This window comes from Vibrio sp. Y10_XG_PY6 (assembly GCF_024181795.1).
GTDB lineage: Bacteria > Pseudomonadota > Gammaproteobacteria > Enterobacterales > Vibrionaceae > Vibrio > Vibrio diabolicus.
Genome location: NZ_JAMZAQ010000001.1, coordinates 860,390 through 883,970, shown reverse-complemented (window position 1 = coordinate 883,970; position 23,581 = coordinate 860,390). Strand labels below are relative to the sequence as shown.

The following is a 23,581-nucleotide window of genomic DNA, read 5'->3' as shown; positions in this document are numbered from 1 at the left end:
CTCTTGTTTTTTGAAATTAATATTTCTTTAATTTGACAATTTTCTCTATGGAATTGATAGCGTCTTATTTTTAATAAGTCATTTATATAGGAAACAAAAGAAATAACAAACAATTAAGAGTGTTGCATACTACACGGTGTAATATTATTACTGTCTTTGTAACTGCTTTTGTTGCATACAATATTATTTCTTATTATTTTTATAAAAACCACCAGTAAAAAGTAGTTAAACATTATAATTCATAAACTTATAAAAACCGAAATGCATGGTTGAATTTTAACCACCCCTTCTGCTAATATCTCGCCTCGTGTTTAAAAGTAATAAACACACACAAATATAAAACAAACTTTATAAAACATAATGCACACTTGATAATTACTGGTTCTATTTGGGTAGAGCTCGGTATTTATTTTATTTAAAACATTATGAATTTGTAATTTCATTTAATATCAAAATATTAAGTAGGTATATAAATTGAAGAAGGTCATCCTCCCTCAATTGGGCTTTGTTGCGTCAAATTTACGCTTGCTAGCTCTTGGCTTTGTAACCCTCGTGTCAGCATATTCTTTTTCATCAGAGGCTTATGCTGAGCAAGTGGCTAGTGGTGAACAAAAAACATTAGTTGTACTCGTCAATTTCCAAGAAAACCCTCAAGAGATCCCGATCTCTAAAGAAGACGCCCATCATGTTGTTTTTAATACCGTTAGCGACTTCTATTCGCAAATGTCCCAGGGGCAACTTTGGCTATCTGGTGATGTTGCTGGAACATTCACCTTACCGATATCAAACCAAATTTGCGATGATGATGCTGTAGCAGCGGAAGCCAACAAAATGGCTGAAACTGCGGGATATCAACTATCAAACTATGACCGTTTTATCTACTTAACAACCAAAACTGGATGTGCATCAGAAGGCTCTGGTAGTCAAGGAGTAACTCCCTCTAGAGCGTCAATAAATGCGGTTTTCGAGCCTCGAGTTATCGCCCATGAATTAGGACATAATTTTGGATTGCATCACGCTTCCGCACTCGACTGTAAAGACGGTACGTTAGCTGGTGATTGCCGTGTCATAGAGTACGGTGATAGCTACGATACAATGGGTAACTACGATATGGGTTACTTTAGCGCCTTCCAATTGGAAAACTTAGGGTGGCAGACCTCCCCTGCTCAAATCATTTCTAGTGATGGTGTTTACTCTATTGATGCCTATGAAGACTTTGAAAGTACTTCATCAAAAGTTTTAAAGATCCCAAGAGGTACCGATCCAATTACAGGTCAGCGCCAATGGTTTTACGTTGAATATCGACAAGCTCTTGGCTACGACAGCTTTTTACGTGACCGCTCGTACATTGTATACCGCCAAGATGTGACAGAAGGTGTAGTTGTGCGCCTAGCGACAGACGGTGATCTTAAAAGTAGCCGCTTGCTACACATGAAGCCTGACTCCACTTTCAAACAATTATTTGGGAGTAATGACTGGGAAGACCCTGCTCTTCCAATTGGTGGAACGTTCACCGATCCAAAAACAGGCGTGTCGATTACTTTGGAAAGTGCTAATGGTCAAAACGCACAGGTCAGTGTCATATTTGGTGGTGAATCCGGGCAATGCGTTGCGACATCGCCTCTACTCTCTCTAACCCCACTATCAGGTTCTGATGCTAATGCCGGAGAAACGTTGGCGTATAATCTTAAAGTGACGAACCAGAACAATACAGAATGTGCAGACGCGACCTATACAACGGCTTTAAGCGTTCCTGACGGATGGAATTATGACGCAAGCGCCTTGACGGTTCCTTCCGGCATGAGTGCAGAAACGACGGTCATGGTTACGTCAAACAGCGATGCTCAACCGAACTCTTACAGCATGACCGTTGACGTTATAGATGCTGAAAATGAACAATCAGCCAAAACCGAGCTATCTTACACAGTGTTGTCTGAGTCGACGTCACCACTTGAGGCTGTGAATGATAGCGTAACGATCAGTGATAAATCCGTCGTTCGCATCCAGCAGTTAAATAATGACTCGTTTGAACAATCGACCTCTCTTGCCATTACGGTCGCTAAGCCAAACAAAGGCAGCGCCCGTGTACTGAGTGATGGCTCCATTGAATACACACCTTCGAAGAAGTTTAAGAATAATGATTCATTTACTTATACGATCAGTGACGGTCAGTCTTCTTCAACCGCGACGATTAGCATCACCTTACAATCGACTTCTGGTGGGAATGGTGGTGGAAACGGTAAAGGGAAACCGAACTAAATCACGAAACTCATATGAAAAAGCCTGGAGAATACTCCAGGCTTTTTATTCACAAGACGTCAATTAGTTGCTTGGTGCAGGACAAATGTCACAGTCTGCAGAAGCTGTATTCGTCGCTTGAGTATTATCGATTTTCAAGAAACCAACCGCTGTCACAGTATCACGGAAAGATTGCGTTTCTGCATTGCTAAATGCCGTTGGGATATAACTACCAGTATAAGACTGACATTGATCCGAAGCGAGTTCGATATTATCCACTACTGTCACGTCATCAGAAGCATCCTCAGGCGTACCTGAGTCATCCACAACAGAAACATTCACTAAAGTAAGTCCAGGCGTTGTGTTACATACCATTCCCGAGAAGCTCACTTCAGCAATGATACCATTTTCAGTAAGCTTGAAGCCGCTTTCACATGATTTCGTTACACTAATCATTGGAGACAAGCTCAATGACTCACATGGATCACTTGCGGTATCACTAATGGTCGCTTGGCCACCCGGAGTCGCAGCTGCTGTGACTTTCACCGTATTAGTTAGACCATTGCTTGTACTTTCAAAACTGCCGCTGTATGAAGCACTGTCACCTGAAGCAATGGCACCTAAGCTATGTGTAGTACCTGCTTCTAAATCCTCTACAACAACATCGTAGAGCGTACCGACACCATCATTAATCACGTCGCCGCTGTATGAGTAAACGTAACCATCTTCTGTTTCATTCACGACCGCTTGATTACATGTTTTAGTGATATCAACACTACACAACTCAAAGTCACCAACCACAAAGTCTTTCAACTGAGCGGTAATACTGCTTGATGCTCTTGTTTCGGCTGCAAATGAGCTAAAACAGGTGTCTGTTTGTAGAAGTTCAGTAAGGTTTACACCACCTTCAAAGAAGGTTTCTGGAGGGAAGACATTTTCGACACCACTTTTTGGCGTATACGCCCATGGTGCAGGTGAGTCAGTTGTATTGGTTGAAGCACACACATCTTGCGCGCCTGGTGAACACAGTGCATTTGTCTTAACTTTCAAACGTAAGTTTGTCGCAGCACACTGACCATCTTGTGGATCATTGTTAGCAGCTTTAGCACAAGTTGTGTCCCATTCAAGAACCAAAATTTCAGGGCCATCGTTTGCCCCTTGCAAATAATTCACCTGAATCAAAAGGTCGCCAGCAATATGTTGACCCGTGAATGTACCGTCAGGGTTCAGACCCACTGAGTCTTGATAAAACCAAAAACCTAAGAAGGCATCACCGCTGTTACCGAAACGGTCTGCACCAAAGGTGAGTACTAGATCATTGTCGATAATATATGCTGCCGCATACGCATGAAGAATGTCCCCTTTATCAAGTACCGTACCAGTCTTCCAACCGAGTTCTGGTATGTCTTTGATGTCTTTATTACCACCAGTAAATATTGTATCCGGTGTTGCCGTGTCATTTTCAAAGCTAAATACTTGTGCTCCGCCGATGTTTGGCGGCGTTGACCAGTCATCTGGAGCACCTACTCCAGAGTCATCTATCGCATTAGCATTTGCTTCTAACTCAAACACGCCATCTGTTGGTGTTGCAAATGCAGAGCTACCTATTAGCAAGCTTGTAAATATTGCATAAAGAAAGCTCTTCATCGTATGCCAGATACCTGACTTACAAGAATTCATAACCTACTCCTTAGAACGCTTCTAAAGCTAGACGAAGGTCCCTATGTCATTAATTGCCTTTTAAGAAAAAGTGAAAGCGAGATACAACTTTCGTTTCGAGCTCGTATAACGCATAGAGCATGCCACCACTTAAGGTTATGATTTTATTAAACTAAATATTTTCAACAGCGAAGAGAATGAACAGAGTGTTCAATTTTAAAGAAAGAGAAAGAAAACAAAAGAGACAAAAAACCTACGATAACAAAGATATATACGTGTTCTAGGATAATGTTACAGATTGACACTTTATTGTTTACACCTGTGACAGATGCACAAAAGCGACGGTATTGAAACTGTCCACTATGAATATGAAATAGACGCTTACTCACCTGCCCCAACTAATGTGAAGGTGATGTGTAACACCTGTTTGCATAGTGTTACATCCTTTACACATCTAATTGAATACTCATTTAACTAAAACATATTCAGTCGTTTAGCGAATAAGTTTTAGCTCAATCATTTATGAAAATATAAACAAACTGTTCACCCCTCTGTACAAAAATAAAAAATAATCAACAAATACAAAAGGTTAAACATGGAACACTCTATGCTAGTCAACTGGCGCAGTTTAACTCTGTGAGAAAACTATCACGTATGTGGGCTCAAGGACGTAGCGAGCCCACTTACACAAGGAGGTTTTATGAAAACCATATTTAACTCTTGGTGGGGCAGTAAGAGTTACCGTTGTTCCACTTTATGTAGCCAGAATATACTTACAGCGATCAATATCAGCAGCATGTTTAAGCTGTTTACTTGGGTCATAGCGGTTAGCTTAGTGCTGAGCTCTCAAATTGTTTACGCATCCGCTGGCGACCCTTCAAGCCGAGGCGTGCAACCAATATTTGTTGAAGGGAATAACACCTGTCAACAATTACTTCCAGGGATCGATGGTTTGATAGAATACAAGCTTGAGCCAGTTACAGACGGCACTTTCGGTGATGGCATGCTTGAAGTGGTTATTGATCAACAACCTGGGGCAAAAACCTTCAGTTGGGATCAAGGTGATAGCCCTGTGATTATGCAAGCTATCTTTGTGAAAGGTGGTCCTGACGGAAACCTATATAACTACTTTACAGATGGATTATTGTATCAAGATGATGCCTTACTACATGCACCTGTGGGTAAAAACGGTAGATACTATGGCTTAAGTCATATTTCATTCTGTTACACACCAGGCGTACCAGACATTAAAATCACTAAAACTTGTACATTTGGTGATGTTGTCAATGGTAACACTTTGAAATACAACTATAAACTCACTGTAGAAAACACCGGTGACTTTGCATTGTATGATGTTGTGGCAACAGACACTACAGCCGTTGACAACGATATGGCTGCTGGTGACCATGTGTTCAATTTAGCGATGCTCGCCGTTGGACAAACGCAAGAGTTTAATGGTTCGTTTATTATTGACCAAAACGGTATCACTAACTATGCAGAAGTAAGCGCAGCACTTGAAACTGGTGGTGGTGTTGCGGTTTCTGACAACGCAGATTGGGAATGCCCAAGCCAAAACATCCCTGGTTCATTGTCTCTAGAGAAAGACTGTAGTGTCGTCGTCGTGAATCGATTTGAAGATACTGGTATTAATGAATACGGTCTTCAAGTCAATTACAGTGGTAGTGTATGTAATACCTCCAATGTCACCATTGACGGCATTGTCGTAATCGACAACAAAGACTCGAATCCAATCCAGGTTGGTATGCTTGCGCCTGCTGAGTGTTACGACTTTACTGGTAACTACGAGCCAATCCCAGGAGATGGTGAAGGCCTTCCATTACCGGGTGAAGAAGTCAGAGCGTTTACAGATACTGTGGATGCGAGTGGTGAAACTATCTTCGGTAATGTTGTCGTAGAAGCGATAACAGCGTCTGCAGAATGTACGCTATGTCCAACTTGTCCAGAGCCAGTTAGCTGCCCTGAATAAAGTCTCTTACAACTTAATAAAACAACGCCTGACGTTAACTCGCCAGGCGTTTTCTTTCGAACTATATCGTTATCGTTCTATTTATTCTTACCTTTCCCATTGTTACCAGAGTTGCCAGAATCGCCACCGGATGAGGACTCTAACTTCACTGAGACCTGAGCGGTCGAGCTGCTTTGACCATCACCTATGGTATAGGTAAAGCTGTCGTTATTTTTGAATTTCTTCTCAGGTGTGTAACGCAGGGTGCCATCTGATAACAGCTCTAGTCGCCCCTTGCTTGGTCTAGTAAAAGAAACCACGCTTGCAGAGTTTTGCTCTCCAACAACATCGTTTGCCATCACATCGATAATCACCGACTGTTTCGAAGACATAGTCACCTGATCATCAACAGCAACGAGCTCTGGTGATGGCGAGATTTCATTGGTTACAGAGTAATTCACGGATGCTGCGGTTTGCAGACTTGAGTCTTCTCCGTGCGTCACGATCATCTTCAAAGCATAGTCTTTATCACTAGCGTCCACCGAAGATACGACTGATATCATTACTTGTCCGGTTTCACCTGCTGCTAGCGTGATTGCATTGCTGCTTGCTTTCCAACCAGTTGGCACTGACGCGTTTACAGAAAAACTGCTCGCAGAACAATCTGCACTATCTTTGTTGCTAATAGTGACCTGATATTGAACCTCATCGCCGGCTGCAACCGAGTTGTTTGTTGCAGCTTTCGCAGTCACTGATGGAGCATTAACAGTACAAGTCCCGATATTACCGTTTTCAGAGCCATCAAAGACAACGCTTACTTCGGCGATGCCGTTCGCTGCACTCACCAAACTCAATGTTACACCTGAGTCTGGGTCAGTATAGCTACTACCGACCGGCATAGATGGGTCAAACCAGTCATTTCGGCCAAAAACCGCACGATATTCAGAATCAGTTTTAAAGTGAAGCAGATTACTGCTGCGGCCATCGCCTTCTACAGCGCTTCGAATGATGATGCCATCCGTAACGTCCCCACGATAGAACGAGTAAGAACGAGCATCTAAAAAGTCGTCAAACCCAATAGACTGGCGGTATTCAATGTAAAACCATTTTTTTGCACCTGTAGAAGGATCAGTACCACGAGGTACTTTTATCGTAACTGGCTGATCACTAGTCGTCTCGTAATTCGCGATGGAGTAAGTACCATTTTGAGTAACTTCCAGTGTCTTTGAAGCGTGCTCTCCCTCTAGCCATCCTAGTCGCTCGCGCTGGAAAGTATTCAAATAGCCGATGTCTGGACCACCCATTACATCATAGGTATCACCGTATTCACGCAACGTACAGTTGTCTGAAAGCGTATGCTCGCCACAATCAAGAGCACGAGAGTGATGCAAACCAAAGTTATGTCCAAGCTCATGAGCGATATTCATCGGAGAAAAATCACCATTGATGTGCGCGCGTGAAGGCATGCCATCAATAGTTGCCGATCCAGCGACACCACATGCCGTTTTTGTCATCAAGTAAACAATACGATCGTACTCTTCAAGCTTCACTCCCGCAGCGATGGCTTCTTGATCCGCTGCATCTTGAACAGCGGTAAAATCACAAACCTGATTAGACAACGGCAAATTAAACCAACCTACGACTTTCCCAGACAGCCACATTTGATCAAAAGAGCTTTCACGGTAGAAGTCATTCACTGTGCCAAAGATTAGATTATTTGCCTCTGACAAAGTTAATGGCTGCTCATTTGGGTTTTCTTTGAAGTTCAGCAGGATAACCAATGTATTTTGCTGTCCCGTCGTACTTCCTGCTGCACTGGCGTAATGGATGCTCTGTAAACAAGCGAATATTACTAATAAAAATGACAACCCTTTATTTAGGATTGTTCTATTTATTTTAATATTTTTTATCACTGCTTCACCTAATTTTAAATTAATAACTAGTTCACCTTCCCGCCAATATAAGCAGAAATGGCAGGGTAAAATAATATAAATTTTAGGCAATAAAATGCCCTAGCCTATAAAGCTAAATATGTTCCTATATACATCAACATGGTTATAAAAATATAACCACCAAAAATATAAGAGCCGGAATCATAGCAAAGCAACCGGTCAAAATTCAACCAGAGAGCTAAGTGATTTAGGTTAAGTTTATGTAATAATAAATTTATCCATTTTTGTCAGTTACTTAAAATAACCTTATGATTGTTTTATATGAACAACCTTTGTATTCAACAATGACTTTAATAAATCACTTGCACTACAGCCAATTTAAATCATTAAAAATCAAAAAATTAGAAATTGAGCTAAAACAACCTCAATTTCATCGCATAAAGTTATAACCTTTAAATTCATTAACTTAATAACGAGTCATTCTAATAATATACCTCAACAACTCATGAGTAATATTATTCACCTTTAATTGTTAAATTTACGTTAAATTAAAGTGGTGAAAATTTTTTTGCTCACCTAGTTTTATACTCGATTAAAAGACAGACTGAGCGATACAGTGCAATATCAACTAAAGACATATAGAGAAACAAGCAGGATATATGCGCAACTTTATTTTCAATATTGAACTAAAATCACATTGATAATATAACGCTATAAATAGCAATTCAGGAAAACCAGTTAAAGGGTGATTAACTGATAATTGAGGTTGGTATTTGTACAAAAATTAATTATTCAATAATAAATGTGTATTAGAATAGTTTGACAATACCAGATAGTAAAAAACCGGCACAAGGCCGGTTTTTAGAAATAGTGGAGGCGCCTCCCGGAGTCGAACCGAGGTCCACGGATTTGCAATCCGCTGCATAGCCACTCTGCCAAGGCGCCTTTCTGATTTTTATATCTCTGTTACCAAAGATTTTGATGGTGCCCCGGGCCGGACTTGAACCGGCACAGCGCGAACGCCGAGGGATTTTAAATCCCTTGTGTCTACCAATTCCACCACCAGGGCAACGCAATCATGCGATGGGTTAGACACCATCTGTCTCAGCGGCCTTAGCCGTGAGAACGAGGCGTACTTTAACGGATTAATTTATCTGGTCAACAAAAAATTAGTCTTTTTTATTCAAATGGTTAAAAAGCCAACTCAAACGAACAAAGGGCGATCATTTTGCTCACAAGAACATCAGCATGCTTTGCTCTCGTTTACTTTGCTTCATCACTTCATGTCAATGAGGAATCGACAAGTCGCACAAATTGGCAGTATGGGTATAAACTTAACTCGTACTACAGGGGACAAATAAGCGCTCATCATGTTTCGAAAGTCATCATTTCAATTACCGCTACATACTGATTCCGAACTCGACTTCGTAGTGCCCCACTTCTTACTTACTGAATTTGATTATGCACGCTCTCTGGAACAGGGGATCGTCCAAGACTTGGATCCTGAATATACACACCAGTATCGCGTCACACTGAGGCGCATACGCTCACTATGCTTGCTACTTCGCGAACTGATACCTCCTTTTGAACAGCGTATTTTGAAACCTCATTTAAAAATAATGATGAAGAAAACAAATAAGCTGCGTGATTTGGACGTATTTATCTTGGACAAAAACCAATACATTGAAATGCTCCCAAACCACAAACCCTCTCTTGAGCCGCTTTTTGGCTTTATAGAATCCGAACGTGCTTACGAACAGGCAAAAGTTGCGCGTTGGCTAGCGACAAAAGAATACACTATACACTGCACTTTGGTCAGGAATAGTCTGCTGCGAAGTACACAACACGAACGAGTGGATAACAACGTACCAGCGTTACTCTTCGCAAGCCAAAAAGTCTCCGAACAATTTAAAAAGGTCGACAAAACACGGCGCAAGATCTCGGACAAAAGTTGTGACAACGTGATTCATTCGATGAGGATAAAGTGCAAAGCGCTGCGTTATTTGCTAGAAGGGTTTTCCGCACTCTACCCTTCCCCACAGCACAAAAACAACGTGAAACAATTAAAACTATTACAAGACAAGCTCGGTGATTTTAACGACACTTCAAGTCAAATTGAATTTTTTACACAGCTCAAAGAAGCAGTAAACCTCAATAAAAAAGATCGTAAGACCCTGAAAAAGCTGCTTAACGTGCTTAGTGAACATCACGATACTTCGCGCCAGACCATCTTAACGCACTTAGACCAATTTGAGGCTTTCATCCACGATACCAACACACAAAGCCTCTACCAGCACTAACCTAGGTTCACGTATTTTTAATATTCATTAATTACAGTCAGTCGTTAGGCTCCATAAAGAAAGATAACGTGAAACCATTAAAACGATACCAATATGAGCGCTATGCCGTACTCTGTAATCTCGCCTATCCTCGCGTCTTCAGACAAACTCAATACGGATTCGATCCTAATGGGCAACGAGTCATTAGAAATGAACACGGTAAGATTATGATTCGTGTGCTCTGGAGTAAAAAACAGAGTGAAGTGGTCGTAGTGATTAAAGGCTCACACAGTATCAGTGATTGGTCGTTAAACTTCGCGATGTGGACGAGAAGTTGTCGACGGTTGGGACTGAATTACCGCATTCACGCGGGTTTCTATCATCTTCTGTTTCAAGAAAGTTTACCGAGCCGAAATGAAGATCGGTTGGGGTTGACCGTGATCGAGCGCCTCGAAGGTATCGTTGTACCGCTCATTCTTAGGGGAAAAAGAATCACCATTACTGGTCACTCTTCAGGTGGCGCGATTGGCAGTGTTTTTGCCGACTATATTGAGAAAAAATACCCAAAGAGCATTAAACGCGTCGTGACTTTCGGTCAGCCCGCAGTTGGAGATTGGACCTTTAAAAAACGCTACCGTTTGGGGCACAAAACTTACCGGATTTGTTGCGACATCGACATCGTGACATTCATGCCGCCAGTGCCTTTTCTCTATTGGCATGTAGGCAAAATGTTATGGTTGTATAACGGGAGAATATACGAGAATACGCCAACGTTCATTCGACTTGGACGTTCTCTATTTAGTTGGTTGATGCGACCATTCTCTTATCACTTTATGAGTAAATACATCCGCGATAAAGACTTCTTTGACGAACGCTGAGCTGAGTACCCTAAAACTATGATGTACAGGCACTAAAAAGCCGGACTCAGCCGGCTTTACGTTTTTGTGGTGAATTACAGAGAGGCAATTTCTTTTTCAAGTTGATATTTGCTATCTGTGACTATGCGCTCTAACACTTCAACGCGTCGCTTCAAATCACCAATTTGCTTGTTAAGGTTATCTTGTTCTTCTTGGCTCATCGTATTACGTTCAGATATCTCCAAAGCTCTTACTTCTTTACGATGATTCAAGATTAACTTAATTATCCCGCCCCCAAATATGGCACCGAACACAATAGCCACAACCAATACATCAGCAATAGATTCCATTCTTCATCTTCCTCTAGATAATGCTCAAATATAAGTTACTCATTTGTTATATGAATATCAAATAACGTATTGATTCACTGCAAAGTTTCATCAAAATTTGCCTGTTCTGTATCAAAATCACAAGAATGGATTACTCAAAGCTAACCCAAACCGAGACAGATCCACCATTTACAGGGAACTCAGCCCACCCGTTCGCATCTGTCCAAATGTCTTCAGTTCGGATGCCCAACTTGTCGACATAGCGTGTACTTGGCTTGCCCGTAAACATCCACTTCGAGCCACCTGGTCCATCACTCATGATCACTGCCATTGAATGTGGATGTTCTGCATCGCCCTCGCGAGTCCAGCCAATTACATCCCAATGGTCGAGATAAGAATGTTGTTTGCCATACGCATAGTCTTTACGCAGTGTTACGAGCTCTTCGATGTAAGGCACTTTGACCATATTGATGTCATGCCCTTTATCACTGTACTGCGCGCCGTAGTAATCTGCATAAAACACGGATGGATAACCTTCTTCACGCAATAAGATAAACGCGTAAGCGAGCGGCTTAAACCACCAATCAACCGTCGACTCCAACGCCTGCAAAGGTTGAGTATCATGGTTTTCTACTAAGGTTACCGCTTTGACTGGATTGTCCTTCATCAGCGTACCATCCATGATTTGACGCATATCGTAGCTACCACCCGATTTAGACGCATTGTAGAAGTTCATATGTAGCGGTGCGTCGAACAGAGACATGCTGCCAGAAGTTTTGGTGATAAAGTTATGCAGCTGATTCACATCGTAGTTCCAGTACTCTCCGACCGTGAATAGTTCTTTCCCTGTTTTCCAACGTAGGTGATCAATCCATTCTTGAAGATATTGGTATTTGATGTGCTTCACCGCATCCATTCTAAAGCCATCAACACCAGTCATGTTGATGTACCACTCACCCCAATCTTTCAGTTCTTGTTTAACTTCAGGATGATCCATGTCTAAGTCAGCATACATAAGGTAGTCGTAATTCCCCTTTTCAGAACTGACTTCCCAATCCCATGCCTTACCTTCACCTTTGAATTTAAAAATGGCTTTTTCTTTACCTGCATCGTCCCAGTCCACGCCATCAAAATGGTACCAAGTCCAATGGAAGTTAGAGTACTTGTCGTTGCGTCCAGGGAAATCAAACTCCACCCACGCTTCAATCCATTTATCACCAAGTTCAATGTTGCGGTTGTTCCAATCTACCCGCTTAGTATCAACCCAAGATTTCCCATCTGCACCACCACGGTGGTTAAACACCACGTCACCATAAACCTGGATATTGTTATTGTGAGCGGCATTGATAGCGCTAAGATACTGATCTTTGGTGCCGTATTTGGTGCGCACTGATCCTTTTTGATCAAACTCTCCCAAGTCGTACATGTCATAAACGCCGTAGCCGACATCATTACTGCCACCCGCTCCTTTGTATGCAGGTGGTAGCCAGAGCGCTGTGAATCCGTTTTCTGCTAGCGTTGGAGCGTTATTTTCCACTTGAGTCCACAGTGTGCCATCGTTAGGCACATACCAATGGAAATACTGCATCATTGTGCCATTCTCAGCAGCCAATGCAGATGAACTTAGCAACAAGGTTAAAGGTAAAATAGTGCGTTTTAATTTAAATGTTTTCATTATTTTTCTCTCACGTTAAGGACTAAAATCCTCTTTTCTGCTCATACACACCAAGCATTGCCAACGGTCACGCTAGCCAAGTTGCTGCCTGTGATACAAAAAGTTCGGATTACAATCGAAGAGAAATTAGCACCAATCACCCTATACAATTATTGAGTTATTTAACATTTATAAAATCAATAACTAGCGCATTGAAAATATTGAATGGTGATCAAAACATGGGAGGAATTTAGAGAAGAGTGAACGAGTATAGAATGATGGATTTAAAACGAAGAAAGCCAGTCATTTAAGACTGGCTTTCGAAATAGTGGAGGCGCCTCCCGGAGTCGAACCGAGGTCCACGGATTTGCAATCCGCTGCATAGCCACTCTGCCAAGGCGCCTTTCTGATTTTTATATCTCTGTTACCAAAGATTTTGATGGTGCCCCGGGCCGGACTTGAACCGGCACAGCGCGAACGCCGAGGGATTTTAAATCCCTTGTGTCTACCAATTCCACCACCAGGGCAACGCAATCATGCGATGGGTTAGACACCATCTGTCTCAGCGACCTTTGCCGTGAGAACGAGGCGTACTTTAACGGATTAATTTATCTGGTCAACAATAAATTTTATCTTTTTGATTTAAGTGCTTAAAAAGCGATCCAGACGGTACAATTGGCATTCAATTAGGCCAAGAAACACTCGTTAGCTTTCATCAACTTTAAATCACACACATGTTGATGCCCGTAACTGCTTAGCTTGTAAACGCCTGACTAACGCGGATCGTAGTCACCACTCTCTTCAGCTCGGTAACATCTGTAACAATTGGAGTCCCTACTCTTGGCACTATTTCACACGAAATATCATATTTTGTTACCGATAACTTTGCATCGAATGTGGTCGTACCTTTATAAAATCATTGACATTTTTTATTTTCAAAAAAAGCTCAATTCATTATCGAAAATATCAATAAATAATGATAGCTTACACTCGTTGCAGTAATTTAATGGACATATATCACATATAAGGACGTGGTTTACTTTGGCGACACACCATAAGAAAAACAAGGTATATCACTAATGTCTATCAAGAATCTTTCTATAGCGAAAAAGATATCGCTATCGTTTTTACTCATTGCCATCGTCAACATTGCGTTTGGCGTGTTTTTATCTACAGAGCTCAAAAGCATTAAATCTGAGCTTTTAAACTATACCGATGATACGCTTCCTGCTATGGAAAGAGTAGATTCGATCCGAGATCACTTGTCTCGTTGGCGCCGTGCTCAGTTTGCGACATACACTTATGAAGACGCAGACCAAATCAGAAACAAAATTGCCAGCAACATTCGCGAACGTGAAAAGATCAGCAAAGAGCTCGATTCTTACGGTGAAACGATTTGGCCTGGAGAAGAGCAACAAACTTACCAGCGCCTTATGCGTCAGTGGAAAAAGTACTTGGTCACTATGGATCAGTACAACGAAGCGATGCTAGCCAACGACAAAAGCAAGGCCCACCCTATTTTGGCGAACTCTTTACCTGCTTTCGAAGCGGTTGACTCTGAGCTCGGTGAACTGATCCGTCTACTTAAAAATGCTATGGACAGTAACAAAACTCATATTCTTTCTTCTGTAAATGGATTGAGTAACTCGTCAATTGCAAGCAACGTGATTATTCTGCTTATCATGGTAGGCATGACGTACGTGCTGACACGCCTTATTTGTGGCCCACTAAAACTTGTTGTCGAGCAAGCAAATGCCATCGCAACAGGTGACCTATCAAACGACATCGATCGTAAAGCCATCGGCAATGACGAGCTAGGTGAGCTGGCAGATGCGACCACTAAGATGCAAGATGATTTGCGCCAAGTTATCGACAACGTGATTGCTGCGGTCACACAGTTAAGCAGTGCAGTAGAAGAGATGAATCAAATCTCTGATATTTCTGCGTCTGGTATGAAAGATCAACAACTGCAAATCACACACATTGCTACGGCAATGACAGAAATGAAAGCAGCAGTAGCCGATGTTGCACGTAATACTGAAGATTCAGCGAACCAAGCTAACGAAGCAAACCGTCGTACACAACACGGTGTTCGTGAAACGCAAGGCATGGTTGACGCGATTCATGAAGTTTCAAACGTAATTGGTGCTGCGGGCGATACTGTGGCAGAGCTTGAACAGCAATCGAATAAAATTAACGTTATTGTTGATGTTATCCGTGACATTGCCGATCAAACCAACCTACTTGCTCTTAATGCAGCCATTGAAGCTGCGCGTGCTGGTGAGTCTGGTCGCGGTTTTGCCGTGGTTGCGGACGAGGTTCGAACGCTTGCAGGCCGTACGCAAGATTCAACTAGCGAAATTACGTCGATCATTGAACAGCTACAATCGCTTGCAAAAGACGCGAAATCTGCGACAGAACTTTCTAGAACCAGTATCTCAGAATGTGCAGAGCAAGGCATTCAATCAAAACAGCTGATGAGCGACATTGAACACTCGATTTCTGATATCTCAGACATGGGCACCCAAATCGCCACGGCTTGTAACCAGCAAGACTCTGTTGCAGAAGAGCTTAACCGCAGCATTGAAAACATACACTTGGCATCTCAAGAAGTATCACAGGGCTCAGAGCAAACCGCACAGGCTTGTCGTGAGCTAAGCCAGCTGTCAATTTCTCTTAAAGATGTAATGAGCCGCTTTAAACTGAGTTAAACTCAGTGGATACCTTAGTTGATATTGAATCAACCTCGATTTGCACAAATTGAGTGCAATCACTGAGGTATATTGAATCATGATCTTCAAAAACGCTCCAAAGCACTACTTGGAGCGTTTTACTTCGTCAGGTACTTTCCCCAAGTACTCAATAACATAACCAATACAAAAAACGCGTACGGAGACTTTATGCGCTTAAATAAAACCTTACTATCACTGACTATCGCTGCTGCAACCGTTGCTCCTGCGATGCAAGCTACTGCTGCCCCTCTTCAAATTAGCAACACTGTAGTAAAAGCAGAGCAAGTTCAAGGCGCTAACGCTTGGCTGGAAATAAACTTAGGTCAGTTCCGCGATAATATTGAGCAGTTTAAATCGCACATGGATGGCAAAACGAAAATCTGCGCCGTGATGAAAGCCGACGCATACGGTAATGGCATCGCGGGCCTGATGCCAACCATTATCGAACAACAAATTCCTTGCGTTGCCGTTGCAAGTAACGCTGAAGCACAGACCGTTCGTGACAGTGGCTTTAAAGGTCAACTTATGCGTGTACGTTCGGCGGATATTGGCGAGATCGAAGCTGCAATCGACTTAAATATTGAAGAGCTGATTGGCACTGCAGAGCAAGCCAAAGTACTGTCTAAGCTAGCAGAGAAAGCGGGTAAAGAAATCAAAGTTCACCTTGCTCTTAACGACGGTGGTATGGGACGAAATGGCGTTGATATGACAACAAAAGCGGGCAAGCAAGAAGCGCTAGAAATCGCTCAACAAGCTGGCGTTAATATTGTTGGCATCATGACTCATTTCCCTAACTACAATGCAGACGAAGTTCGTCAAAAGTTATCTTCGTTCAAAGACAGCTCTGCATGGCTGATTAAAGAAGCGGGCCTAAAACGCGAAGATATTTTGCTGCACGTGGCCAACTCTTACACTGCACTTAATGTTCCTGAAGCACAGCTTGATATGGTTCGTCCTGGTGGCGTTTTATACGGTGATCTGCCAACCAACCCTGAGTACCCTTCTATCGTGTCTTTCAAAACACGCGTGGCATCCGTTCACCATCTGCCAAAAAATAGCACTGTCGGTTACGACAGCAGCTACAAAACGAGCAAAGAAAGCCTAATGGCGAACATTCCTGTTGGTTACTCTGATGGCTACCCACGAAAAATGGGCAATACGGCAGAAGTACTGATCAATGGCCAACGAGCAAAAGTGGCGGGTGTTGCTTCAATGAACACCACTATGGTTGATATTACAGGTATCAAAGATGTTGAGCCTGGTTCTGAAGTTGTACTGTTTGGCTCTCAGCAAGGCAAAACGATTTCGGCAGCAGAAATGGAAAAACATGCAGAGGTCATCTTCCCAGAACTATACACGGTTTGGGGTGCTGCGAACCCTCGTGTCTACGTAAAATAAACCCTTTCAGTTGTTCGTAACAGAACGAAAAAGCGAGCCTCGTGCTCGCTTTCCTACTTATATACTAATCTGTAACAATCCGTGCTCTTCTCAATTGAACAGAGTTTGCTATTTGCGTTGCGTTACTTTCCTTGAGCCCTAGCAAGTGACAAATCCTCTAACCCCTTCATCTTAAAATCGTTCAGGTATACTTGTTTTTTATATAGCACTTAGTGTTTGAAAGCCCTTTCAATTGATGTTAAACATGAAGTTTACAAAAGAATAACAAACGCATTCATATGGCACTGCCCTTTTTGCCTGCTGGCTAGGTATCTCTATGACAGAAAATACTCAACATCTTCAGCGTTCCTCATCTGAGTTGCACGAATTTACTCGGGTCGACGTGTGGAACGGTTTCACCCAACTTTTACCTCTGTCCATGTTTGTGGTCATATTTGGCCTCGCATTCGGTGTTGCCGCCGTACAAACTGGACTAGATGTATTTCCCACTATGTTGATGAGCACACTGGTCTTCGCCGGTGCTTCACAATTTGCCACGCTAGAAATGTGGGGAGCAGAAGTACCTCTGATTCCAGTGCTTATTACTGTATTTGCTATTAATGCTCGTCACCTCTTGATGGGCGCTACGCTTTATCCATGGTTACGACAACTCCCGCCGAAAAAACGTTACGGTGTAATGCTAGTAGCATCAGACGCGAACTGGGCAATGGCACTCAATGCATTTGGTAGAAAAGAACCAGGTTTTGGCTTGCTTGTTGGTGGCGGCTTAGCGATGTGGTCGTTTTGGATTGTTGGCACCTGGATCGGCATTTATTTTGGTAACGCAATCAAAGACCCGGTGAGCCTCGGACTCGATATGGTTATGGGATGCTTCCTGCTGTCTATGGTGGTGGCAGGGCCGAAAGACTTAAGAATCTTTGCGATTTGGGCCACAGCAGCAGCCTCTTCTATGTTGGCGTACTGGTATTTACCAGAGAATAGCCACGTAGTGGTTGGCGCTATTACTGGTGGAGTCTTAGGTGCTTGTTGGAAGGAGAAAAAAGCATGAACATCGAAACGAGCGTAGGTGGCACACTGCTTATCATCATCGCTATGGCGTTAGTCACGCTCATAACCCGCTGGGGCGGAGTGTATGTTATGTCATTTATTCCAATTAGCGAGCGGGTTCAACGTTTCATCACTGCGATGTCAGGTTCCGTATTGGTTGCCCTTTTAGCCCCACTAGCGGTTGAGGGTGATTACGGTGCTAGAGCAGCACTTTTTTCTACTGCTGTCGTCATGTTCATCGTGAAAAAGCCTCTGCCTGCAATTGCAGCTGGCATCATCGCAGCCGCCGCGGTACGCGCTATTTAACCGTTGTTTCAACGCCGATACCAGTCATCAATAAAAAGCCCCAAAACACGAAGCCCTGATGTCACGAGTGTCATCAGGGCTTATCTTATGCTCATTATTTTAACGATGATCAACGATATTAATCACAGTGAGATAGCAAATTACGCACAGCAGTTACAATTGCGCTTGTATTTGTCCATTTTGCCAATACCAGGGTTAAAGGTGTTGGTTGGATCTAGCTCGTGGTAAAACTTCTGCAGCGAATTTTCAGCTTCGTACAAGTGACCCACATTATGTTCTGCTGGGTATTTAGCACCACGGCTATTGAGGTGTTCTAGCATCAGCTTTTTCATCAACTTCGTGTCGGTCCCTTTTTTGAAAATGTAATCTTGATGGAATACATAACACATAAAGTGACCATAATAGAGCGCTTGAACAAGGTTCTTACTCACCTCTTCTGGTAAAGTTTCTAGCCACTCTTCATCATTACGTCGCAAAGCGATATCAAGTGCAACGATGTCTTCTACGTCTTTTCGGTGAATCGTCTCGTAACGAATTGCTGCACCTGCTGCTGCAAAGCGATGTAAATAAGCTTTTTTACCCTCTTCCGGCGTACACTCGAAGAAATCACAGTCATCTTCAACAGCCCAAACTTCTTTGAGGTATTTTTGCGCTTCAGCAATACCACCATCACTCATTTTCAATACCAGGTGATGCTCATACTTGTCACGGAAATCCAGCATTCGTTCTGGTAAATGTTGTGGGAACAACTTACTCGCGTAGTACAAAATGGTATCCGGCAGGTATTTACTAACAAACGGGACGCGCTCTAAGAAATTTTCTACTTTAGCTTTAAGTGCAAACATTTTTGGCAGCTTATCTGTGCCTAATAAGTCGATGGATAAGAAGACATCTTTGCCGTACCTCTCTGCCATGTTGAAGATATCTCGATGCAAGTATTCTCCCATCTCAGGCAAGTTCTCAAACGTAGATAAGAAATCTTTTCGCAGCTTCGTCAGTTTCGCAGGATCATTGGTGCCAAGGTAAAAAACCTGCTCTTTTTCGGGTACTGGGTAGCTATCAACTCGAACGGCGAAAACACCCAATTTACCAGCGCAGCCACTGGCTTCAAATAATCGACGTTCATCGGCATTAAAGCGAGAAGGAATGTCAGAAGTCACGTCTCGAACACGTTCATCGTATTCTTTGTCTGATGCCATTCGCCCGTCATGAATGATCTTCGCTGGGTCAAAGTTTCCTTCTTGCAGGTTTGTCAGAATTTCTTCTGGCGTTTCACCTAAACCTTCAATACCAAGGTGGTTAACCAGGTGTAATTGGCCTTGTTTATCGACCTGCGCATAGATCGCCAGTTCGGTGTAAGCAGGACCACGCTTGACTAACGCACCGCCTGAGTTATTGGCGATACCACCAACCACAGTGGCACCTAATGATGAAGAACCGATGATAGAGTGCGGCGCTCGGTTCACCGCCTTCAATTCTTTTTCCAATGAGTGCAAACTTGCACCTGGCAAGCATACTGCCTGCTTACCGCCATCTAATAAGTGAATCTTCTTGATTTTGGTAATATTGATCACAACCACATCACGGTCATAATCATTACCACTTGGAGCTGAGCCTTCTGTTAAACCTGTTTTGGCAGCCTGCATAATAATAATGCAGTTTGCTTCAACGCACTGTTTAATGATCTTCCATTGTTCTACAAGAGTATTAGGAAACACGATAGCAAGCGCAGTGCCACTACCTGAGCGAAAACCCGAGCGGTAGTATTTTGTTTTAACCTCGTCGGTTAGGACATTTTCTTCCCCAACGATAGTTTTAAATTCGTCAATCAGCTGCTTTTGTTTCATATCCGTATCTCTAGTTATTGTACTTCGCTCACATCACCGTTTAGTGACGGTAATGGGCGTTTGAGCCACTATAAGCAGTCCATTTCTCGGCGTCTATGTCAGGCAGGCGAGCAACACTTAACCAATAGACAACAAACAAAATAATTCTTTTATTTTTCTGTCACTTATCTTTCACATTCGGAAAATTTAACGCAAGAAACAGACCGTTTCTTAAAAGAAACAATAGCAAAACCATTTGTTAACAGTTGTGCGCAGCATCTTGTTATCAATATTAGTGATAAAACAAGGAGAAAGCTTAAGCTTCTAAATTTATAAGAATTATTAGAAATGAAGATGGAAACAATAACTCAACACCAACATAACGATTGGTGTTGAGTTATTGTCTTAAAATCGATGATTTTGACTTTGAAAGCTGGTGTATAGATGATCAATGAAGATCTTAATTTTTTCTGGTTGTTGACGAGTGTAAGGATACACTGCATAAATACCCAAACATTTGGCGGTTTCGTCTTTGAACAGTTGAATCAGGCGGCCTTGCTTTAAGTCTTCATAAACCAAGACACGTGGCACATAGATGATTCCCTGCCCCAACAGTGCGACGTTTCTCAATACCGAAGAGTTATTGGTACAGAGGTTACCGTCGACGGTGATTTGATATACCTCGTCTCCCTCTTTAAACGCCCACTCACGCGCTCCGGTTTCTTGGTAGGAATAGACTAAACAATTGTGTTTATCCAAGGCTTGAGGTTGCTTAGGAATGCCATGTTTAGCAAGGTATTGGGGTGACGCACAAACAATCCAATTGGCATCCACCAGCTTTCTTGCGATTAGGCTAGAATCTGGCAACACTCCCGTTCGAATGGCCAAATCAAAGCGTTCATTCACGATATCGACAAAACGATTATCTAGATCCATATCGATATTGATATCAGGATATTTCTGATTAAACTCATTGATCACTTTAGGAAGAATTAACTCACCAGAGATAGTGGGTACAGAAACTTTAATGTTTCCAGATAAATTCTCACCTAACCCCACAATGGATTCTTCTGCCGTTGCCACCGCTTGATAAACGGCTTTTGCATGAGTAAAGAACGCTCGCCCTGCCTCCGTCAACATTAACGTTCGCGTTGTTCGGTAAAGAAGCTGTACACCAAGCTCTTGCTCAAGCTTCGCGATGCGTTTACTGACAACCGATTTGGTCAATGACATGTGTCTTGCTGCAGCACTGAATGAGCCTTGCTCGATCAGGTGATAGAAAATGATGTAATCGTCGGTATTTCTCATGCGTCTTCGTCAAATCCTTTGGAGACCGACATTGTAAACGGATATTGGTCAATCTGCGAAATATCGGGTCACACTTAACAACATAACTGGTGACAGAAACAAGGATTATACCCACAGTTCAAGAAATTGAGATGGCGTAAATTTATCAATATTCAGATACAAAAAAACCAGCTTTCGCTGGTTTTAAGTTGATGCACTTGGCATCGAGATACCGCAATTGCCATATCTGAATAATTTGGAGCGACACACGAGGTTCGAACTCGTGACCTCAACCTTGGCAAGGTTGCGCTCTACCAACTGAGCTAGTGTCGCATTGATTCTCGAAAGCCATTCACTCTCAAAAGAATAATGGAGGCGCCTCCCGGAGTCGAACCGAGGTCCACGGATTTGCAATCCGCTGCATAGCCACTCTGCCAAGGCGCCTTTTTTACTTCGCTTCAGGGCTCTTCCCCGTTGCGTTGGTGGCTACTTTACGGATTGAGAGAAGATAGTCAAACAAAAATCTTTCATTTTCTGTTTGTTTGATTTCTTTTAAGCCAATTAGACCAAAGTTCGATCTTATCGGCTTAAAACGAAGCAATATAAATCTAGCTTCCTGTACGTTTTACTCAATAGAATTTCAATGTCACTTAGTAATTACCGACCCGTTTAAGCAACCTGCCCACAACATTAGGATGATAAGACCACGTGTGATCAAACATCGACATCAATGCCGGGTTTCCGTATTTAGATAGGCTGATCGCGTGAAAACGGTTTTTCTTCGCTTTAAGCGCATCCACTTTGGCAAGCAACTCGTCTTGTTGTTTTGGCGCGATAAAGTCGGAAATGACCACCATATCGGCATTTTTGTACTTATCACCGCTCATCAAGTCGATAGATTTGATCAAAGTTGGCTCTAAGTCTGTACCACCATGGAAGCTATAAGTTAAAAAGTCCGCCGCCTCGCGCAGACCATCTTGTTTGGTTAGCTCGTACGTAATGTGTTCCGTCGAAAAAATAATGACATAGCAATCACGTTGCTCCGCTAATGCAATTTGCATCAGCGCATAAGCCATGGCTTTGGCGCATTGCTCAGGAAACCCGCTCATTGAGCCGGACGCGTCCACACACACAATAAACGGTCCTTTTTCGATATCTACCGCTTTGTTGTCAGGTCGGTGAGCTTTAACTTTACGTAACGTGCGCGATTTGCCCTGTGTACGGTAGTTCATAAGTCGTTTATCGACTAAGTGTTTATAGAACACGACCTCGAGTTCAGGATACGCCAAAAACATCGTTTCGTTGGGAAGTAGCTTATTTAAATCATCGCTTTCGTGAATGCCGACAATATCATCTGTCGCTTCATCACTCTTCTCTTCGATCATTTGTAGCTCTTCAGTAGGCGCGCGGTTAAGTTCGGGATCATTCACTTGCCCCGCCATACGGCCAAGTTGCTCGGCTATTTCTTGCAAGCCTTGGTGCTTCTTCAGAAACTCCGCATGGCGTTTCATCACTGTTAAGTCAGTTTTGCTCAACTTGGCAGATGCCATATCCCATAAACGCCCGACACTTTCAGCATCACCCGACTCCGTGACCTTATCCATATTACGCATGGTCTCCATACGCTGATACAGGTCATTCAGCACTTTCTCTTTATTGGCCTCAAGCTCGCTTACTTGCGCTTGCTTAATCGCATCGGCTAGGCTTTGGTACCATTGATCACAGAAGTAATGTGGGAACATGGGATTATTCATCCCCTTGTTCTTCTCCATCATTCGGCGAGCCTGCATATAAAAAGCGGAGTGCCACTCAAGCTTTTTAATCACATCTTCGATGTTTTCGAAAAACGCCTCTTCATCCCAGTGAATGACCTCTTGATATAAAGACAGCTCTTGTTGGAAACGCTCTGTCTCACATACCTTGGTAATCCGTTTTTTAACACTGCCTCGCCACTTTAATAAGTGGCCTTTGACTGAAGATTTAACGCCTCGGTTTTCCGCCATCATCATGACTTGTGAACGCGCCATTAAATCATTAACTGCGCTATCGATGATGCCAGAGTCGGCTACCATCAGCGCGAGGTTAAGTCCGTCTGCACCTAGCATGTCGTC

At 42.8% G+C, this 23,581-nt stretch carries 15 protein-coding genes and 6 tRNA genes; 8 read left to right on the top strand and 13 right to left on the bottom strand.

Annotated features, from left to right (window positions below):
* Positions 1 to 474 precede the first annotated feature (474 nt).
* Positions 475 to 2,259, top strand: a complete 1,785-nt coding sequence (locus tag NL644_RS03930; protein WP_253658017.1) for an Ig-like domain-containing protein — start codon at positions 475 to 477, stop codon at positions 2,257 to 2,259.
* A 63-nt stretch (positions 2,260 to 2,322) separates the two neighbouring features.
* Here the strand turns inward: NL644_RS03930 and NL644_RS03925 are convergent, their stop codons facing one another.
* A complete protein-coding gene (locus NL644_RS03925) occupies positions 2,323 to 3,918 on the bottom strand; it encodes a hypothetical protein (protein WP_104973722.1) in 1,596 nt (531 codons plus the stop codon).
* A gap of 679 nt (positions 3,919 to 4,597) precedes the next feature.
* Between NL644_RS03925 and NL644_RS03920 the strand changes: the two genes are divergently transcribed.
* Entirely contained in the window at positions 4,598 to 5,884 is a 1,287-nt protein-coding gene (locus NL644_RS03920; RefSeq protein WP_048625091.1) for a hypothetical protein, read from the top strand.
* Between the two features lie 77 nt (positions 5,885 to 5,961).
* Here the strand turns inward: NL644_RS03920 and NL644_RS03915 are convergent, their stop codons facing one another.
* The 3 genes from NL644_RS03915 to NL644_RS03905 all read right to left on the bottom strand — a co-directional run bounded on the left by NL644_RS03915 (position 5,962) and on the right by NL644_RS03905 (position 8,824).
* Entirely contained in the window at positions 5,962 to 7,644 is a 1,683-nt protein-coding gene (locus tag NL644_RS03915) for an Ig-like domain-containing protein (RefSeq protein ID WP_253658300.1), read from the bottom strand.
* A gap of 982 nt (positions 7,645 to 8,626) precedes the next feature.
* Positions 8,627 to 8,700, bottom strand: a tRNA-Cys gene (locus NL644_RS03910).
* A 37-nt stretch (positions 8,701 to 8,737) separates the two neighbouring features.
* Positions 8,738 to 8,824, bottom strand: a tRNA-Leu gene (locus NL644_RS03905).
* 427 nt (positions 8,825 to 9,251) lie between these two features.
* Here NL644_RS03905 and NL644_RS03900 point away from each other — a divergent pair.
* The gene (locus tag NL644_RS03900; protein ID WP_253658016.1) at positions 9,252 to 10,055 is read left to right on the top strand and encodes a CHAD domain-containing protein; all 804 of its coding nucleotides are present in this window, start codon (positions 9,252 to 9,254) and stop codon (positions 10,053 to 10,055) included.
* A gap of 68 nt (positions 10,056 to 10,123) precedes the next feature.
* Positions 10,124 to 10,912 carry a lipase gene (locus NL644_RS03895; protein WP_253658015.1) on the top strand — a complete coding sequence of 263 codons (789 nt, stop codon included), beginning with the start codon at positions 10,124 to 10,126 and terminating at the stop codon, positions 10,910 to 10,912.
* A 74-nt stretch (positions 10,913 to 10,986) separates the two neighbouring features.
* Here the strand turns inward: NL644_RS03895 and NL644_RS03890 are convergent, their stop codons facing one another.
* The 4 genes from NL644_RS03890 to NL644_RS03875 form a co-directional block, all read right to left on the bottom strand.
* Entirely contained in the window at positions 10,987 to 11,241 is a 255-nt protein-coding gene (locus NL644_RS03890; protein ID WP_012842214.1) for a hypothetical protein, read from the bottom strand.
* Between the two features lie 130 nt (positions 11,242 to 11,371).
* Positions 11,372 to 12,895: an alpha-amylase gene (gene amyS, locus NL644_RS03885; RefSeq protein ID WP_253658014.1), complete on the bottom strand. Its 1,524-nt coding sequence runs from the start codon at positions 12,893 to 12,895 to the stop codon at positions 11,372 to 11,374.
* A gap of 308 nt (positions 12,896 to 13,203) precedes the next feature.
* Positions 13,204 to 13,277: transfer RNA gene (locus NL644_RS03880), tRNA-Cys, on the bottom strand.
* A gap of 37 nt (positions 13,278 to 13,314) precedes the next feature.
* A tRNA-Leu gene (locus NL644_RS03875) sits at positions 13,315 to 13,401 on the bottom strand.
* Between the two features lie 552 nt (positions 13,402 to 13,953).
* Here NL644_RS03875 and NL644_RS03870 point away from each other — a divergent pair.
* From NL644_RS03870 to NL644_RS03855, 4 genes are all read left to right on the top strand, one after another.
* A complete protein-coding gene (locus NL644_RS03870; protein WP_012842212.1) occupies positions 13,954 to 15,585 on the top strand; it encodes a methyl-accepting chemotaxis protein in 1,632 nt (543 codons plus the stop codon).
* A 189-nt stretch (positions 15,586 to 15,774) separates the two neighbouring features.
* Positions 15,775 to 17,004, top strand: coding sequence for an alanine racemase (gene alr / locus NL644_RS03865; RefSeq protein ID WP_134645707.1), 1,230 nt, complete (start codon positions 15,775 to 15,777; stop codon positions 17,002 to 17,004).
* Positions 17,005 to 17,320: 316 nt separating this feature from the next.
* Positions 17,321 to 18,052 (top strand): AzlC family ABC transporter permease, encoded by a 732-nt coding sequence (locus tag NL644_RS03860; protein ID WP_253658013.1) that lies wholly within the window; start codon positions 17,321 to 17,323, stop codon positions 18,050 to 18,052.
* On the top strand, positions 18,049 to 18,357 hold the full coding sequence (locus NL644_RS03855) for an AzlD family protein (protein ID WP_005396412.1): 309 nt from the start codon (positions 18,049 to 18,051) through the stop codon (positions 18,355 to 18,357). Before NL644_RS03860 ends, NL644_RS03855 begins: the two co-directional genes overlap by 4 nt.
* A 140-nt stretch (positions 18,358 to 18,497) precedes the next feature.
* Here the strand turns inward: NL644_RS03855 and dld are convergent, their stop codons facing one another.
* The 5 genes from dld to viaA form a co-directional block, all read right to left on the bottom strand.
* On the bottom strand, positions 18,498 to 20,204 hold the full coding sequence (dld, locus tag NL644_RS03850; protein WP_253658012.1) for a D-lactate dehydrogenase: 1,707 nt from the start codon (positions 20,202 to 20,204) through the stop codon (positions 18,498 to 18,500).
* Positions 20,205 to 20,588: 384 nt separating this feature from the next.
* On the bottom strand, positions 20,589 to 21,491 hold the full coding sequence (locus tag NL644_RS03845; RefSeq protein WP_253658011.1) for a LysR family transcriptional regulator: 903 nt from the start codon (positions 21,489 to 21,491) through the stop codon (positions 20,589 to 20,591).
* Positions 21,492 to 21,727: 236 nt separating this feature from the next.
* A tRNA-Gly gene (locus NL644_RS03840) sits at positions 21,728 to 21,803 on the bottom strand.
* A gap of 37 nt (positions 21,804 to 21,840) precedes the next feature.
* Positions 21,841 to 21,914 (bottom strand) — tRNA-Cys (locus NL644_RS03835).
* Positions 21,915 to 22,120: 206 nt separating this feature from the next.
* The gene (gene viaA / locus NL644_RS03830) at positions 22,121 to 23,575 is read right to left on the bottom strand and encodes an ATPase RavA stimulator ViaA (protein WP_012842207.1); all 1,455 of its coding nucleotides are present in this window, start codon (positions 23,573 to 23,575) and stop codon (positions 22,121 to 22,123) included.
* Between the last annotated feature and the right edge of the window lie 6 nt (positions 23,576 to 23,581).